Raw genomic sequence first — 16,614 nt, forward strand, 5'->3', positions numbered from 1 at the left:
GTTATGAAAATAAAGAAAATAAAAGGCGAGATGTCTGATTTTATTCTTAGAATTACACCTTTTATTACAGAACTTTTCTATTATTTTTTATCTAATTTGAATATTAAAGATTTAAAAGATGTTTTTATTAAAAATAAAAATGAAAGCTATATTAATGTTTTTGAAATAAAAAATAATACATTAAAAAATGAAATTTTTTATACTAAATTAAGAAATTATATTAAACATGCTAAATTGGAAAATAAATATAAAAATATTCAATATTTATCTTTGGATATTAAAAATATTGATACTATGATAGAAGATTTATATAAAAAAATAGAGGTATTATTTTTAAAATTAAAAAGTGATAATAATGGTTTTAAAGATTTATTTAAAATAGCAGCAAGTCTTTATGGTAGCATAAAGAATCCTACATTTAATAAATATAAAATAATTGATAATATTAAAGATTTGATGAAATATAAAGATAAGTCTGATGAAGTTAATGATATATGTAATTCATATAACAAAATAAAAAGTAAACGGGAAATATTAGATATAGCTGATAAATATGTTTCTAAAAATGATTATGCTACTATACAATATTTATTAATTATATTCAAATATTATAATAATAATTATTTGAGTATTTATAATTTATTTAAAGAATTTAGAGATATAGAATCAAAAGTTAGAAATAATATAGCACATAATCTTATCAGCATTACAGAAGATGATATAATCTATAATGTAGGTTTATCATCTGATAGAATACTATATAAGTGCGATGAATTATTTCAGTTAATATTTAAAAACGATCTTTCTCCTGCCGACATTGGAGAAGATGGAAGATTAAAATTTGATTATAACTGTATTATAAATAAAGATATAGAAACTTTGTTAATAGATCCATTGGAGAAATAATAATGATAGAGAAATATGTATTATTTTCACCTGTAGGTTTTAATGATGCAGTTGGAAATAAATTAAATATAGATTTAGTTAAAAATAAACTTAATTATGATTTAAAAAATAATAATTTACCTGCTTATAATGATAAAATAAAGTCAATGTTGGAATATCTTAATGTAAATTCTGAAATAAATACAGAGGGTACTATACTTTCAATAGTTAGAAAATATAAGCCAAAGAAAGTTTTATTATTATTTACACCTGAAATGATAATTAAAGAGAATAAAGATTCTGTAAATATTTTTGATATCTTAGAAAAAGAGATAACAAAGCGTTCTAGTGAATGTATAGTTGAAAAGAAATTAATAAAATATCATAATACTTTTGATGCGGATATAATGTCTAATGAAGGCGAAACTTTTTATGATATGATAAATGATTTAAAAAGAGATTATGAAGATTATAAAATATTAGTTAATATTACTTCTTCTACTGCACAAATAAAAACTAGAATTGCTTTAGAATGTGTTGAGACTAATTTTAATATTATTCCAATATATTTATCTGATCCTTTAAGAAGTAAAATATCAACATCTGCTATCCAATATTTTGCTCCTTCTTCTGAAGAATATAAAGAACCTGTAAGAAGCAATATTTTAGATCGTTTGGATAAGATTGACACTATATGGGATGAATATGAAGATTATACTATATATAGAGAAAATAATATTATTAATGATGATATATATTATAAAAAATATTCTGTTGCTAAACTATCAATATTGGTGCAAAATAGAATAAAATCCCAAATTGCAGCTTTGATTGAAAGATCATATGAATACAAAACATGTTATGAATTATTCAAAGATAATGATTTCATTAAAGAAAATTTCCAAGATGTTTTAATTCTTTTGAGATATGCGGATTTTAGAGTAAAATTAAAGTATAGTGATGATGAGCTAAAGAAAGAAAATATTAATTTAGATGCTGATTGTTTAAAATACTTTCAAGATAAGTTAAATTCTTTTGATAATGCAGAAAAGATATTGATAGAATATTTTTATCTAATGAAATTAAAACAAAAAAAGGGAGATTTATCAGATTTTATATTAATGCTTACTCCATTTCTTGAAAATATAAAATATTGTAAAGATAAGAAACTCATATCTTCTCTAAATAAAATAGAAAATAAATTAAGAAATACGGCAGCACATCAAATGGTTAATGTATCTGAAGAAGATATTTTAAAAAAATGTAATATATCATCTAAAGATATAATTAATAAATGCAGTGCTTTATTAAAATTAATTTTCATGAAAAAATTTGATGAAAAATATTTTGTTTATGACGAAATAAATAAAAGAATATTAGAAAAATTATAGTTTTTATTTGACTTATTTTAAATAAATGGTATATTAGGAGCAGTAAAATATCGTTCTTTAACCTAATCTAAATATTTTTAAGTTATACAATACGGTCATAACTAATTACTAAAAATAGTTTTATTAAACATAATTTGTATTCATACTTCAAATGTTTATAAAACATACATATTTAGGAGAGGTTATCATATGAATATTGATTCTTTTTCAATTTCTTTAAATAATTATACTAATTTCTATAATATAATTGTATCTTTAGTAAAAAATAATAACTTTTTTCCAAAAAATAATTGTTATACTATTGACTTATTGTCATTATTGTATTATATTAATATTATAAATAATAAATCGTATATTTTAATGTTTTTTAATTTTTTTATAAAAAAATATATTGACTTTTTAAAATATATGGTTATAATTATTAATGTAAATAGCTCTTTAACCTAATCTGAATATTGATGAAGTTGTAGTTAATTATAACTTCAGAATTTAGAAACAAAATAATTTATTAATCCTGATGGATTTTTAAATGATTAAAAATTAGAAATATTTGGAGGGTTTTATGATGAACTATTTATATTCTTCTAATCTTAATCACATTTATTTTGTGGTATCAAATTTGGATCATGATAACTCTATTTTAAGAGTATCTAAGAACATTGTGAAAATAAAGAAGTATACTAGAAATTTCGTAACAAAATCACCAAATAAGCCTCATGAGAACAAAAACAGATGTATAAGAAAAAATATACTGAAAAAAATGTATAATTTAAGTTTATTTTGAAAATGCTTTAGGTTTGTTTTTATATTGAATTATTGGAATATAAAAAGATTAAGGAGTATTTTATGACAAAACAACTTATGATTAGATTAATTTTAGGTATAGCTAAAGGGGTAATTGTTTACTTTATAAAAAATAGCAGAATATAAATTTTATATATTATTAATAGTTTTTAGGAGGATTTTATGAATATACCAATATTAGCAATAAGGATAATCAAGGCATTAGCTGAGGTTATAGAGTCTGAGTTAAGAGATAAAGAAAATAAAGGAGGGGAGTAATATGCTTAAGAAAATAGTTATAGGTTTAGTTCCAGTATTAATAAGTTTTGCTATAGAGAGATTATTAAAAGAGATAAATGACAGATATTAAGTTTTATAATTTTTAGGAGGATTTTATGAAACTAGATATAACAGTTATTGTAATTATTTCAAATATAGTTAAAAATATAATAGGCAGAAGATAATTTTTATTAAGGAGTTTTTATTATGGAAAAAAGAGTTTTATTTTCACCAGTAGGTACACATGATCCTATAGGAATAATTGTAGATGGAAGACCATCAGAAGGTTCTATGCTTCATATTATAAGACATTATCAACCTAGTATTGTTTATTTATATATAAGCAAAGAATTAAATTATGGTGATGATAGATATAAAAATGCAATAAAAAAATTCTTTCCTAACTGTGAAGTAGAGAATATTTTTAGCGAGATAGATGAGAATGATGTTAATAATTATGATGTTTTTATGAATGATTTTAAAAAGTGCATTAAAGAAATACATGATAAACATAAAGGTTATGAAATACTTTTGAATATAGCATCAGGTACACCTCAAATGAAATCCAGTTTAATACTTGAAGTTATTAGTAATAATATAAAATTGATACCTATTCAAGTGAGTACTCCCACTAAAAAGAAAAATTTTGAGGATCATTTTAAAGCTGAAGATTTGGATAAAATAGATATAGATATAGAAAATTCAGAAAAAAGATGCGATAAAGTTAAAGTATTGAGTTTTAAACGTTCCAAAATACAAACACAAATAGAATCTTTGATAAATAATTATGAGTATAGTGCAGCTTTACAAATGTTTAAAGAAGATGAAAATGCAGCTGATTTGTTTAATTATAAATTACCAATATATTTGCAGCATTGTATTTATCGTATGAACTCTCAATTTTCTGAGGCAGCTAAATTATTTTCAGATAATGGTATAGACATTTTAGACTATAGTAATGGAGATGAAGTGAAAAGAGAGTTTTTTGAATATTTTTATATCATGAAAATAAAGCAGTCAAAGGGAGCAATAACAGATTTTCTTCTTAGAATAACACCTTTTATTACAAGATTATTATACTATTTTTTACATGATAAATATAATTTGGATATTAATAAATATATATCGAAAAAATCAAATTTTATTTCTTATATAGATAGAACACTTATAGACAAGCATAATAAAGCTTTATTAGGATTTTTGGATAATCTGTATGGTAAATCTAAGTTTAGAACTACTTTTTTGAATTTCAATACTTTAATAGATATAGCTTTCTTTTATTATAAGCAGATAAATGATAATAGTTATAAAGGCACTTATGCAGCTTTTAAATATTTTGATAAGATAGAAAAAGAGAGAAATAAGGCAGCACATACTATGATAAATATAGATGAAGATTTTGTGAAAAGCAATTTAAATAAGTCCTCTGATGATTTAATAAAGAATTGCGAAACTTTGCTTAGAATGATTTTTGATTATCAAGTAAATTATTTTATTTATGATAGTATAAATAAAGAGATAATCAATTTAATTCAGGAAACAAAATAAATTATTTAGGAGTATATTATGAAAAAGAATTTATTAACATTTATAGGATTAACTGATATAAGAACACATGAAAATAAAGAGTATAATGGAGCAGTTGAGCAAATACTGCATAAATATGAGTTTGATAATGTTTATGTATTTATAACTTTAGGTTTGGAAAATAAAGTTAATGATTTGAATATGATTGAAAGATATAAGGAAATTTCTAATAGTAATGTAATAGGCATTTATACAAAGATAGAAGATCCTACTAATCCAAGAGCAGTTTATAATAAGATGAAAGAATATATTGAAGAGATAAATAATAGTACCAAAAATATAGAAGGAGAATTGTACGTTAATATGGTATCATCAACACCGCAAATAATTTCAATATTGTCATTGTTAGTAGGCGGAAAAGTTTTATGTAATTCTGTAGGAGTTTATCCTAGTAATCCGCTTTATAGTGATGAGATAAAGTTTGATAATTTAGATTTTTATAGAGATATACTTTAATTATATTGTTAATTAAGAAAGAGGTGCTTCAATATTGAGGCACCTCTTTTTTGTTTAACGTCCCTCAAACTGTAAAAAACAGTTAGTGGGAATGAGTTACGCTCGCCGCGTGGCTTCCCGCACCGCATAACCAAACATTTGAGACAGTCAACTATAGGTGCGGCTGACTACTTGTCGTAGTGGCAACCCGCACGGAATTGCCAACCTTATATACAGTCTGCTATACGTGCGGCTGATTACATTTCATTACATATCAACAGATATTCCTTTCATCTGTATGGAATGAGTTTAAAAACTTGCTATTCTTGATAATTCGTACAAAACAAAAAACGAATTGTTTTCGTCCCCCACAAGCGTAGCGAAGTGCCTACTTGGTTCGGGGAATGAGTTTAAAAACGAGAAGAATATACAAAACCGTATGAAACATTTACTCAACTATGTTTTCGTCTCCCGACTGAAAGGAGCCTACTCGGTCACGGGGAATGAGTTTAAAAACGCTCGCCGCGTGGCTTCCCGCACCGCATAACCAAACATTTGAGACAGTCAACTATAGGTGCGGTTTATTACCTGCTAATTACCCAAACTTTATATACTGAAAAAATTATCCTTCAATATTTTGGGAATGAGTTTAAAAACTGTCTGAAATATGACAAGAAACTGGTACTATGGCATTACAAGTTTTCGTCCCCTTTCGGGGAATGAGTTTAAAAACGTGGAGCTATAGGACGTAAAATCAATTACTATCTTGGAGTATGTTTTCGTCCCCTTTCGGGGAATGAGTTTAAAAACACCCAGGCCACAATATCGGTGGTTAAATCTTGTTTGAAATACAAGTTTTCGTCCCCTTTCGGGGAATGAGTTTAAAAACGTGGAGCTATAGGACGTAAAATCAATTACTATCTTGGAGTATGTTTTCGTCCCCTTTCGGGGAATGAGTTTAAAAACACCCAGGCCACAATATCGGTGGTTAAATCTTGTTTGAAATACAAGTTTTCGTCCCCTTTCGGGGAATGAGTTTAAAAACAAGTATCTAAATAAAAATCAAAGGATTAAAAATATGGAAAATAGTTTTCGTCCCCTTTCGGGGAATGAGTTTAAAAACCCGTAATTTTTTCTTAAATTTTTTGTAAAAATTTAGTAATCTTTCTTTACAATACGAGATTTTTAAACTAGTTTCTTCTTATATATGTTTTTAAACCCATTATGTAATTATCAATCCTCTTTGTAAATTCACTTTACTTTCGCCCGGGTATGTAATTATCAAGCCGTTTTCTATGTAATTTACAAAAAATCACACTCTCGTGCGAAATTGATATGTCAAAGAGCTGATGCATATATTATAGTACATTTTTCTACTCTTTTCAACTATTTCATAGAATTAAATAATTTTTATCAAGTATATTATGTTTTTTACCTATTACATTTCTTTTAAAATTATACATCTTATAACTTATAATTGAATCATTTTCATCTATTTTTATTTGGGATAAATCAAAAAGCATCTTTTTATACAGTCTGTTATTTAATAGGCATAAAAATGAAGATTTTTGTATATTATGACCATAGCCCAGCAAAATATTAAATACTTTATTTCGAATTTTATCATTTGATATATCATATATTACTAAAATAGTATATTCTTTTTTCATAATTTTACTACCTTATTATGAAGCCTTTATAAAGTTCAGGATTTTTTTCTTTTATTGATTTATACAAAGAGTAAGATTGATGTAATAATATTTCTCTGAATGTTTTTTTATGATTTAAATACTTGTATTCTTTATTCATTTTATTTTCAAAAATTGTAATTAATTTTTTTATAGATTTATTCTTTAAATAAACTCCTCCGTTTTTATTAGAATATTCAAAATCATCTTTTATAAAAATTTTTTTTCTTACTGCTGCAATAATAATGCTGTCTATAATAGGACTTCTGAATTCTTCCATTAAATCACTTACTAAAGAAGGGTGATCATTTCTTAATTTATGCATAAATCCTATATGAGTATTAATGCCGAAATATTCTAAATTATTATATATCTCATAAAATAAAAGTGTATAGCCGAAACTAAGAAGAGAATTAAATGCATCCTTAGGAGGTTTTTTATTTCTATTTTGAAAGTTAAAATCTTCAGGCAAAAAATAATTAATACATTTAAAATATATTTTTGCACTATTGCCTTCATATCCCATTATACTTTCTATATTATCTGAAATATTAATTTTATCTATATATGAATTTAATGTTTTTATACTTTCTTCAACAAATTTATTATTATTTTTTCTATTATATTTATAAAGCAATGTTCTGCAATTTTTGATTTTAGATGTTATGAATATCTTTGAAATATTTAGACAAAAATTATAATCTTTATTTAGAGTAAATTGTTTTTTTAATATATTTATTTTTATTTTTTTATTTGAATTCAATACTCCGAGAAAATTACCGTATTTAGAAAACCATACCAAAGAAATATTTTTTATTAATAATTCAAATATCAATTGAGAGCTTATAGCTTTTTTTCCATAAATAATGATCTTATTAATTTTTTCTATAGGTATGGTTTTTATATTATTTTCTTTATCTGTTATTTCTAAAGTATTATGTTTTTTTGCTAATTTATAATTTTTATTTGTTATATATAAAATCATTATATATTAGCCATTTTAAAAATATTATAAACATCTTCTTTATTCAAAGCTCTGAAATGTTTAAACTCTAATTTACCATCTTTTATGCATCTTCTTGTTAAATCCTGCAAAACTTCTTCGCTTTGTATTCCCACTCCTAATTCTGTAAAGTTGGTAGGCATATTGATTTGTTTAAAATATTCTATAGTTTTTTCTATTCCTTTAAGTCCTGTATCATCATCTATATTCCAAACATTTTTTGAGTACTGAATGAATCTTTCTTTTTTGTCTTTTAAACAGTATTTAGCCCAAGGCCCCCACATCACAGAAAGACTTGCTCCATGTGCACAGTCAAATTTTGCACTCAATTCATGTCCGAATTTATGAACTATAAAATCAAAAGTAAGTCCTAGTCCTGTTAAAGTATTATGAGATAAACTTCCGCACCACATAAGCTCGCTCATAGCATCATAATTATTTTTATCTTTCATAGCTATTAATCCGTTTTTGAAAATTGTTCTTAATATAGCCTCAGCAATAGCATCTGTAGTTTGATTATTGTCTCCATTAACTGAGTTATTACTATCGCCGAAATATCTGTCAAAAGTATGCATAAGCATGTCAACTATTCCGCAGGCTACTTGATAATATGGTAATGTAAAAGTTAAGCAAGGATTCATTATTGCAAATTTAGGACGGTTAAATTCTGTAGGAAAGCCTCTTTTATCAAGAGTTTCTTCATTAGTAAGTACAGAAGAATTACTTGTCTCACTTCCAGCAGCAGATATTGTAAGTATGCATCCTATAGGAAGACTTTTTTCTAAATTTTTTGTTTTTGTCCAGAATTCCCATATATCAGTATCAGGATTGGCAGCACCATGAGCTATGGCTTTAGCAGTATCAATAGCACTTCCTCCTCCTATACCAAGTATAAAATCAGCTTTGAAATCTATTGCTTTTTTTACTCCTTCTCTTGCATATGATAGTGTAGGGTTAGCTCTTACCCCTCCGAATAGCTCATATTCTATATTTTCATTTTTTATTATATTTTCTATCTTTTCTAATAATCCGCTTTCTTTTACACTTTTTGTACCATAAACTACAAATACTCTTTTACCGCCGAAGTTTTTTATTTCTTTTGCTGTGTTTTCTTCAGAATTTTTTCCAAATATTACTTTTGTTGGATTGTTATATATGAAACTTTGCATATTCCTTTCCTTTATATAAATAAAATATTATTATATTTTTTACTAAAACAATATTATAATGATTATTAATTTATAATACAATATAAAAATAAAAATACTAAAAAAATATTTTTATTTTTAATAAATTTTTTTAAATATAAATTTTTTATTGTACTTGATATTTATTTATTATCTAATATACTTATAAATATTACTTATTTTGAGATTGGAGTATAAAGGTGAAACATATTAGATTTTTGATTATACTATTGACTTTTAGTTATTCTGTATTCGCATTAACTGCAAATGAAACTAATTTATTTAATGCAATTAATGAAAAAAATTCGGATAATGTATCAAATATATTGAATAATTCTACAGATATAGATATAAACGTTCTAGACGATGAAGGATATACTCCTTTACATAGAGCAGTTTTAAATAAAGATTTGAATACTCTGAATGTTCTATTAGAAAATGAAAGTATAGATATAAACTCTAAATTAGATATGAAAGTAAGTATAGAAGGCTGGTATTTAGGAGGTGCAACTCCATTAATATTAGCTTCATATATAGGTGATACTAATATTGTTTCAGTTTTACTTGAGAATAATGCTGATATTAAGGCTCAAGATGATGTTGATGGAAGTATGGCTATACATATGGCTTCTGCTAACGGCAATAATGATGTAGTAATGATACTTCTTGATAAAGATCCTACTACTATAAATGATGTAGATAATAGAGGAAATACTCCATTACATTGGGCAGCTATGAAAGATAAGCCTGAAACTGTTAAATTATTAATGGAAAATGGAGCAGATATAGAATCTAAAGATGCAGACGGATGGACACCTTTACATTATGCTGCTGCTTTCTCTTCTCTTCAAACAGTACAGACTCTTGTTGATTTAGGTGCTGATAAAATGAGCAAAACTAAAGACGGAAATGAGCCTATATATTATGCAAGAGGCGATGATGTTAAAAATTATTTAGCAGGAAATGATAATATAGCAAGAGAAGGTACTCCTGAAGATAATTTGGAAGGAGATGAAACTGTTGTTGCTGATAATAATACAGCAGATGAAAATAATAATACAGAAGAAGCTATGAATAATGAGGAAGAAACAGCAGCAGAAGAAGAAGTTGCAGCAGAAAATGAAGAATATGCTCAAAATGATACTGCAGAGGAAGAAGTTACAGCAGAAAATGAGGAAGAAGTTGTAGAAGAGCAAACTGAAGAAGTATATGTTGATAATACTATAAATGCCGTTGATTTAGATGTTAAGCAGTTAGAACTTTTAGTTGCTGTTAAAAATAATGATATAATAGCTTTAAATACTTTAATAAAAGAAGGTGTTAATCCTAATTTTATAGATGAAAACGGATATACTCCTTTACATTTAGCTGTTATAAATAGCAATTTAGATACAGTAGAGGCTTTGCTTAAATATAAAGATATAAATAAAGAGGCAAAACTTCCTTATAAAGCTACTTTAAATAATTGGTACTTAGGCGGTGCTACTCCTTTAATAGTTGCTTCTTATGTAGGTAATGCTGATATAGTTTATACTTTACTAGAGGCAGGCTGCGATATAAGAGCCAGAGATGACATAGACGGTGCTATGCCTATACATGTAGCTTCAGCAAATGGAAATGATGATGCAGTTATATTGCTATTAGAAAAAGATAAAACATTAGTAAATGAAGCTGATAAAAATGGAAATGATACTCCATTACATTGGGCTGCTATGAAGAATAAACCTTCTACAATTAATGTACTTTTGAAATATGGTGCTGATACAAAAATACAAAATTCTGATGGAAATACAGCTTTACATTATGCTGCAATGTATGCATCTTCTGATGTTGTAAAAAATATAGTTGCTTCTGGTAAATCAAGCGTTAATATGGCTAATAATGAAAATATGTATCCTATACATTATGCTGCTTTAGAAAACAATACTGATGCTTTGGTAGCATTAGTTCAGAATGGAAAGGCGGATGTCAATATAAAAGATTCTAATAATGATACAGCTTTACATTATGCCGCTGCTTATGGTAATATGGATAGTGTTGTGGCATTAGTAGAAAAATGCTATGCTGATAAAACATTGAAAGATAATGATGGTTATATGGCTGCTGATTTAGCTTCAGATAATGGTTATAATAATATAGCTAATTATTTAAGAGGTGCTGCTTATATACCTGATAATAATACTCAAGATAATACAGGTGATAGACAAGAATTAATACTTCCTGAGTACAATAAAAAGCCAAATTTGGATAAAAAATGGTGGTAATTTAATTTTATTATAATTGTGATTGAAAGGCTTGGAATTTTTAGGAATTTCAAGCCTTTATTGTATTGTTTTTTATGAATTTATGAGAATTTATATTTTTTAATATTGTTATACATTTATTTTATTACTCAATAATATTTAAAAATAGTACAATAAAATTTGCAATAGAAATAAATATATAATACAATATAAGATAATATATTAATTGAGAGGAATTAAGAATATGTTTAAAGGCACTACAATATGTGCAGTATGCAGAGATGGTGTTACAGCGATAGCTGGAGATGGACAGGTTACATTGGGTGAAACTGTTATGAAGCCTAATGCAGTTAAATTAAGAAAATTATACGGCGGTAAAGTGATATCAGGTTTTGCCGGATCAACTGCCGATGCATTTACATTATTTGAGAAATTTGAGAAAAGACTTCAGGAATTTTCAGGTGATTTAACCAGAGCAGCGGTTGAGCTTGCACGCGAATGGAGAACTGATAAGATGCTTAGAAATTTACAGGCACTTATTATAGTTGCGAGCAAAGAAAAAATGCTTTTACTTTCAGGTAACGGTGATGTTATAGAAAGTGAGAACAATATATTAGCTATAGGTAGCGGAGGACAGTATGCTAAAGCAGCAGCAATGGCATTAAGTGAAAATACAGATCTTTCCGCTAAAGAAATAGCTAGAAAATCGCTTGAAATAGCTTCTAAAATATGTATATACACTAACAGTAATATTTCTTTGGAGGTAATAGAATAAGATGTCATTTGATGCGAAATTAGAAAGCGAACTTACGCCTAGAAAAATAGTAGAGGCATTAGATCAGTATATAATAGGACAGACAGAGGCTAAACGTTCTGTTGCTATAGCTTTGAGAAATAGATATAGAAGAAGACATTTACCTGATGACTTGAGAGATGAGGTTGCTCCTAAAAATATAATCCTTATAGGGCCTACAGGTGTTGGTAAAACCGAGATAGCTAGAAGACTTGCTAAATTAGTAAATGCTCCTTTTATTAAAGTTGAGGCTACTAAATATACAGAAGTAGGTTATGTAGGACGTGATGTTGAGAGTATGGTAAGAGATTTAGTAAATGTTGCTATATTCGATCTTAAAACAGCTATGATGAAAGAGGTAGAAAAAGAGGCTACAGAAATAGCTTTGGATAAATTAGCTAAATTACTTCTTCCTTCTGTTAAAAAAGAAAATGATGAAAATATGTCTGAAGAAGAGGCAGAAAAGAAGAAAAATGCCAAAGAACAGATAAAAAAACGTATACAGAATGGCGATTTTGATGAAAGTTATGTGGAAATCAAAATATCATCAGGAAATAATAGAATGTTTGGTATAATTCCTGGTATGGGCTTTGAAGAAAGTGATATGATCCAGTCTATGGTAGGAAGCATTATGCCTACAAATAAGAAGCATAAACGTTTGAGAGTTAAAGAGGCTAAAAAGTATTTAATCAATGAGGCTTCAGAATCTCTTATAGATATGGATAAAATCACATCAGATGCTTTAAGTCTTACAGAGAATATGGGTATAATATTTTTAGATGAGATAGATAAAATTGCAAGCGGTAACAAAACAGATAGTGCCGATGTTGCCCGTCATGGTGTTCAGAGAGATTTACTTCCTATAGTTGAAGGTACTACTGTTAATACAAGATATGGCCCTATAAAGACAGACCATATATTGTTTATAGCGGCAGGAGCTTTCCATATAAATAAACCTTCTGATTTAATTCCAGAGCTTCAGGGTAGATTCCCTATAAGAGTTGAGTTAAAGGCTTTATCTAAGGAAGATTTCAAAGATATATTAGTTAATCCTAAAAATGCCATAACAAAACAGTATCAGGAGCTATTGAAAACAGAGGGTGTAACTATAGAATTCGAGGAAGAGGCTTTATCGGCTATAGCAGATATAGCTTATAATATCAACACTAATGTAGAAAACATAGGAGCAAGAAGACTTTACACTATTATGGAAAAAGTTTTTGAGGAAATTTCTTTTAGTGCTGATGAACATAAAGGTGAATTTATAAAAATTAATGCCGATAATATAAAAGAGTCTATGAAAGATATCGAGGATAACCGCGATATAAGCAGATATATATTGTAGCATTTTTTTATAAGTAATAGTAGATTTTTTTATTATTTTTTATAATATAGTAAATATAATCAAAAAAAATGGAGTTTATGATGGATAATAACAATGAACAACAAGAAAGTACAGTATTTATTAAATGGGTGCCTCTATATGAGACAAGGCATAAACTTATAGACAGTCAGCATAAAGAACTCGTTAATATTGTTAATGAGCTTTATTTAGCAACTGTTGATAATAATGCTAATACAAATGAAGCTTTTATTAAAGCTATAAAGAAATGTATAGACTATACTCAGTATCACTTCAAAACAGAAGAAAAAATAATGGATTTAATCAATTATTCAGATGCTGAGAATCATAAAGCTATGCATAAAAGTTTTTATCTTGAAATAGTTGATCAGATAAGAAAATATGAAGAAGGTCAGCCTTTTGTAGCTAATAAGTTTATTAAGTTCTTAAAAGATTGGCTTTTGGAACATATTGGTTTCCAAGATAAAAAATTTGTAAATGAAATTAAAGAAGCTTTAAAAAAGAAAGAAGCTAATCAATAAAAGCATTATTTTAATATATTTATAAACATCTTAATGTTTATTATAATTTGTTATTATCAATTTAGAATAGTATTGTATAAAAAATATAGGATTTTGTTAAGTGTCGAAAAGTAACTCATACATAATTGGTGTAATTATATTAAGTATTATTAGTGCTATACTTCTATTTTTGGCTTTTCCGCCGCTTAACTTATTTCCTATGTCTTTTATAGCTTTAGTACCTCTTAATATTATTATATTTAAAGCAGATAAAATTAGATATTATGTGATATCATCTTCTATATTTGTACTGCTTTTTTTCGGTATGCTTTTAATGTGGATTACCGCATTTATGCTAAAAGAAACGGAAGCTATAGTTTCTTTTTTAACTTTATTTACTATATTATTTTTAATAATATTTTTATTTTATTTTCCCGCAATGCTTCTAAGCGGATTTCTTTCTAAAAAATTACCTGATTTTCGCTTTATTATTATACCAGTTGTATTTACATTTATGGAGTATATGAGAAATGTAGGATATCTTGGTTTTCCTTGGGGTATTATTGGATATTCGCAGTGGAATTTTCCTATATTCATACAATCAGCAGATATATTCGGTGTATTAGGAATTAGTTTTTTTATTTATTTTTGTAATTCTGTTATTACTCATTATTTGTTATTATATGCTGAGAAAGATAAAATTAAATATAAAAAACCATATATTCCTGCTTTGATTTTTATATCATCATTCGTTTTGATCATTGCTTATGGTGCTATTAAAATAAATCTTGAAGAATCAAAAAGAACATTGTCGCCTAAAACTAAAATAGCATTAATACAAAAATCTTTTGATCCTAATATTTATTGGAACAGTATATATACAGGTGAACCTTATCATAGAAATTCTAAGGGTATACAAGGTTTCGCAGAAAAATTTTTATTAAAGTCTGATAAATTTAAAAGCGAAGAAAAACCAGACGGAGTTACTCAAAACGGTACAATATCTGTAAAAAGAATAGCGAATCTTGCAAAAGATGCAGCCCTTTCAAAACCGTCTTTAATAGTGTATCCAGAGTCTGTTACTTTAGATTCCTATGGTTTTTATATAAATGAATATAGAGATATGTTTGATTATGGCTTAGCTTCTAATTATATGCATCCTGGTGTATATAATACATATATACTTTATGATATGATTAGATATACACAAACTTATCATTTATTAGGAACAACTATAATAAAAGAAGATACAAATAAAGATGCTTATAACCCATATAAATATTATAATGGTATGGAATTCATTAATGATAGGGGCAATGTAATAGATGAGTATTCTAAAATAAAACTTGTGCCAGGAGGGGAATCTTATCCTTTTCAAGATAATGAGTTTTTACTTAATACTTTCCCTTTCAAAAATATAATTAATTTTATGTATTCTCAATTTGACAAGGCTGGTGCTAATAGATGGAATAGAGGAAAGAGTATTACCGTATTTAATCATCCTAATGGTTATACTTTTTCAGGTGTTATATGTTTTGAAAGTGCTTTTGGTAATTTTGTTAGAAAATTTGTCTATAATGGGGCACAAACTTTAGCGGTTATTACAGAAGATGCTTGGTCTTATAGCGATGAATCACTACTTCAGCATTTCTATATGTCTGTATTCAGAGCTATAGAAAATAGAAGAGATATTGTGCATAATGGTAATTCAGGAGTTACAGGTCATATATCAAGTACAGGAAAAATTATTTCAACACTTCCTTTTTGGAGACCGGATTATTTGATTGCCAATGTGGCACTTAATGATAAAATCACTATATATACTAGATTTGGAGAATGGTTTGTATATCTTTGTATTATAGCTATAATAGTGTTTACATTATCAGCTACAACTAAAACATTATTTGAATTAAAAGAGATAGTAAAAAAACGTTTCTTTGCTAAAAAATTAGAGCATGTAGAATTAACTTCCGCACCTTCAGCAAAGAAAGTTGATGAATATATTGATAATGATGATAATCATGATTTACCTAGTTTAGATGATTTAGATGATCTTGTAAGTAAAAAAGAAGCGGAATCTAAAACGGTTAAAGAGCATATTATTAAAGAAAATATTATTAAAGAAAATAAAGCAGATAAAATTGCAGTAATAAAAGAAAAAAAAGAATCTCCTTATATAGAATCAGATAATAAAAGAATAATTGTGAATAAAAAAACTGATGCTTTAGAAAATGTCAATAAAAATAAGGAAGATAAGAAACTTGATAGTAATAAAAAAATAGATTTATTTTCTGATGATACTGTAAATTATTCTAAAGAGATGTCTGATATAATAAATAATTCAGAGAGTTATAGTATCTTTGAAAAAGATAAATATACATCAGAGATATCTTCTGCTTTAACAGGCATTATAGAAGAAAATGAGGAAAGCCTTAATAATAAAGATATAAAAAAGAATAAGATGTAATAAAAGGGGA

13 protein-coding genes and 1 CRISPR repeat array are annotated in these 16,614 nt (G+C 26.5%); of the genes, 10 read left to right on the top strand and 3 right to left on the bottom strand.

What is annotated here, in order from left to right:
- Positions 1–3: 3 nt before the first annotated feature.
- From Q0K19_RS08700 to Q0K19_RS08720, 5 genes are all read left to right on the top strand, one after another.
- Positions 4–906: a hypothetical protein gene (locus Q0K19_RS08700; RefSeq protein ID WP_297247260.1), complete on the top strand. Its 903-nt coding sequence runs from the start codon at positions 4–6 to the stop codon at positions 904–906.
- A 2-nt stretch (positions 907–908) separates the two neighbouring features.
- Positions 909–2,276: a hypothetical protein gene (locus Q0K19_RS08705; protein ID WP_297247262.1), complete on the top strand. Its 1,368-nt coding sequence runs from the start codon at positions 909–911 to the stop codon at positions 2,274–2,276.
- A gap of 562 nt (positions 2,277–2,838) precedes the next feature.
- Positions 2,839–3,060 (top strand): hypothetical protein, encoded by a 222-nt coding sequence (locus tag Q0K19_RS08710; RefSeq protein WP_297247264.1) that lies wholly within the window; start codon positions 2,839–2,841, stop codon positions 3,058–3,060.
- Between the two features lie 485 nt (positions 3,061–3,545).
- Positions 3,546–4,886: a hypothetical protein gene (locus tag Q0K19_RS08715; RefSeq protein ID WP_297247266.1), complete on the top strand. Its 1,341-nt coding sequence runs from the start codon at positions 3,546–3,548 to the stop codon at positions 4,884–4,886.
- 18 nt (positions 4,887–4,904) lie between these two features.
- Positions 4,905–5,381 (top strand): hypothetical protein, encoded by a 477-nt coding sequence (locus Q0K19_RS08720; protein ID WP_297247268.1) that lies wholly within the window; start codon positions 4,905–4,907, stop codon positions 5,379–5,381.
- Positions 5,382–5,982: 601 nt separating this feature from the next.
- Positions 5,983–6,483: a CRISPR direct-repeat array (repeat unit 35 nt; unit sequence GTTTTCGTCCCCTTTCGGGGAATGAGTTTAAAAAC).
- A gap of 268 nt (positions 6,484–6,751) precedes the next feature.
- Here the strand turns inward: Q0K19_RS08720 and cas2 are convergent.
- The 3 genes from cas2 to Q0K19_RS08735 are packed head-to-tail and all read right to left on the bottom strand — an operon-like array spanning position 6,752 to position 9,220.
- Positions 6,752–7,030 carry a CRISPR-associated endonuclease Cas2 gene (gene cas2, locus Q0K19_RS08725; protein ID WP_297247270.1) on the bottom strand — a complete coding sequence of 93 codons (279 nt, stop codon included), beginning with the start codon at positions 7,028–7,030 and terminating at the stop codon, positions 6,752–6,754.
- Positions 7,031–7,037: 7 nt separating this feature from the next.
- On the bottom strand, positions 7,038–8,033 hold the full coding sequence (gene cas1 / locus Q0K19_RS08730; protein WP_297247272.1) for a CRISPR-associated endonuclease Cas1: 996 nt from the start codon (positions 8,031–8,033) through the stop codon (positions 7,038–7,040).
- Positions 8,033–9,220, bottom strand: a complete 1,188-nt coding sequence (locus Q0K19_RS08735; RefSeq protein WP_297247274.1) for an iron-containing alcohol dehydrogenase — start codon at positions 9,218–9,220, stop codon at positions 8,033–8,035. The genes cas1 and Q0K19_RS08735 overlap by 1 nt, the downstream gene beginning before the upstream one ends.
- Positions 9,221–9,438: 218 nt before the next feature.
- On the opposite strand from Q0K19_RS08735, the gene Q0K19_RS08740 reads away from it, so the two are divergent.
- From Q0K19_RS08740 to lnt, 5 genes are all read left to right on the top strand, one after another.
- Positions 9,439–11,502 carry an ankyrin repeat domain-containing protein gene (locus Q0K19_RS08740; RefSeq protein ID WP_297247276.1) on the top strand — a complete coding sequence of 688 codons (2,064 nt, stop codon included), beginning with the start codon at positions 9,439–9,441 and terminating at the stop codon, positions 11,500–11,502.
- A 223-nt stretch (positions 11,503–11,725) separates the two neighbouring features.
- Complete coding sequence (gene hslV / locus Q0K19_RS08745; protein WP_020064472.1) at positions 11,726–12,256, top strand: ATP-dependent protease subunit HslV; 531 nt, start codon at positions 11,726–11,728, stop codon at positions 12,254–12,256.
- Between the two features lies 1 nt (position 12,257).
- Positions 12,258–13,619 carry an ATP-dependent protease ATPase subunit HslU gene (gene hslU / locus Q0K19_RS08750; protein WP_297247278.1) on the top strand — a complete coding sequence of 454 codons (1,362 nt, stop codon included), beginning with the start codon at positions 12,258–12,260 and terminating at the stop codon, positions 13,617–13,619.
- Between the two features lie 80 nt (positions 13,620–13,699).
- Positions 13,700–14,158, top strand: coding sequence for a bacteriohemerythrin (locus Q0K19_RS08755; protein ID WP_200859219.1), 459 nt, complete (start codon positions 13,700–13,702; stop codon positions 14,156–14,158).
- Positions 14,159–14,258: 100 nt separating this feature from the next.
- Positions 14,259–16,604: an apolipoprotein N-acyltransferase gene (gene lnt, locus Q0K19_RS08760; protein WP_297247283.1), complete on the top strand. Its 2,346-nt coding sequence runs from the start codon at positions 14,259–14,261 to the stop codon at positions 16,602–16,604.
- The last annotated feature ends 10 nt before the right edge of the window (positions 16,605–16,614 follow it).

It is taken from the genome of uncultured Brachyspira sp., assembly GCF_944393015.1.
Lineage (GTDB): Bacteria > Spirochaetota > Brachyspiria > Brachyspirales > Brachyspiraceae > Brachyspira.

Excerpts from the sequence above, each read along its gene's own strand:
- Q0K19_RS08700 (WP_297247260.1), top strand. The coding sequence starts at position 4 with ATGAAAATAAAGAAAATAAAAGGCGAGATGTCTGATTTTATTCTTAGA.
- Q0K19_RS08705 (WP_297247262.1), top strand. The coding sequence starts at position 909 with ATGATAGAGAAATATGTATTATTTTCACCTGTAGGTTTTAATGATGCA.
- Q0K19_RS08710 (WP_297247264.1), top strand. The coding sequence starts at position 2,839 with ATGATGAACTATTTATATTCTTCTAATCTTAATCACATTTATTTTGTG.
- Q0K19_RS08715 (WP_297247266.1), top strand. The coding sequence starts at position 3,546 with ATGGAAAAAAGAGTTTTATTTTCACCAGTAGGTACACATGATCCTATA.
- Q0K19_RS08720 (WP_297247268.1), top strand. The coding sequence starts at position 4,905 with ATGAAAAAGAATTTATTAACATTTATAGGATTAACTGATATAAGAACA.
- cas2 (WP_297247270.1), bottom strand. The coding sequence starts at position 7,030 with ATGAAAAAAGAATATACTATTTTAGTAATATATGATATATCAAATGAT.
- cas1 (WP_297247272.1), bottom strand. The coding sequence starts at position 8,033 with ATGATTTTATATATAACAAATAAAAATTATAAATTAGCAAAAAAACAT.
- Q0K19_RS08735 (WP_297247274.1), bottom strand. The coding sequence starts at position 9,220 with ATGCAAAGTTTCATATATAACAATCCAACAAAAGTAATATTTGGAAAA.
- hslV (WP_020064472.1), top strand. The coding sequence starts at position 11,726 with ATGTTTAAAGGCACTACAATATGTGCAGTATGCAGAGATGGTGTTACA.
- hslU (WP_297247278.1), top strand. The coding sequence starts at position 12,258 with ATGTCATTTGATGCGAAATTAGAAAGCGAACTTACGCCTAGAAAAATA.
- Q0K19_RS08755 (WP_200859219.1), top strand. The coding sequence starts at position 13,700 with ATGGATAATAACAATGAACAACAAGAAAGTACAGTATTTATTAAATGG.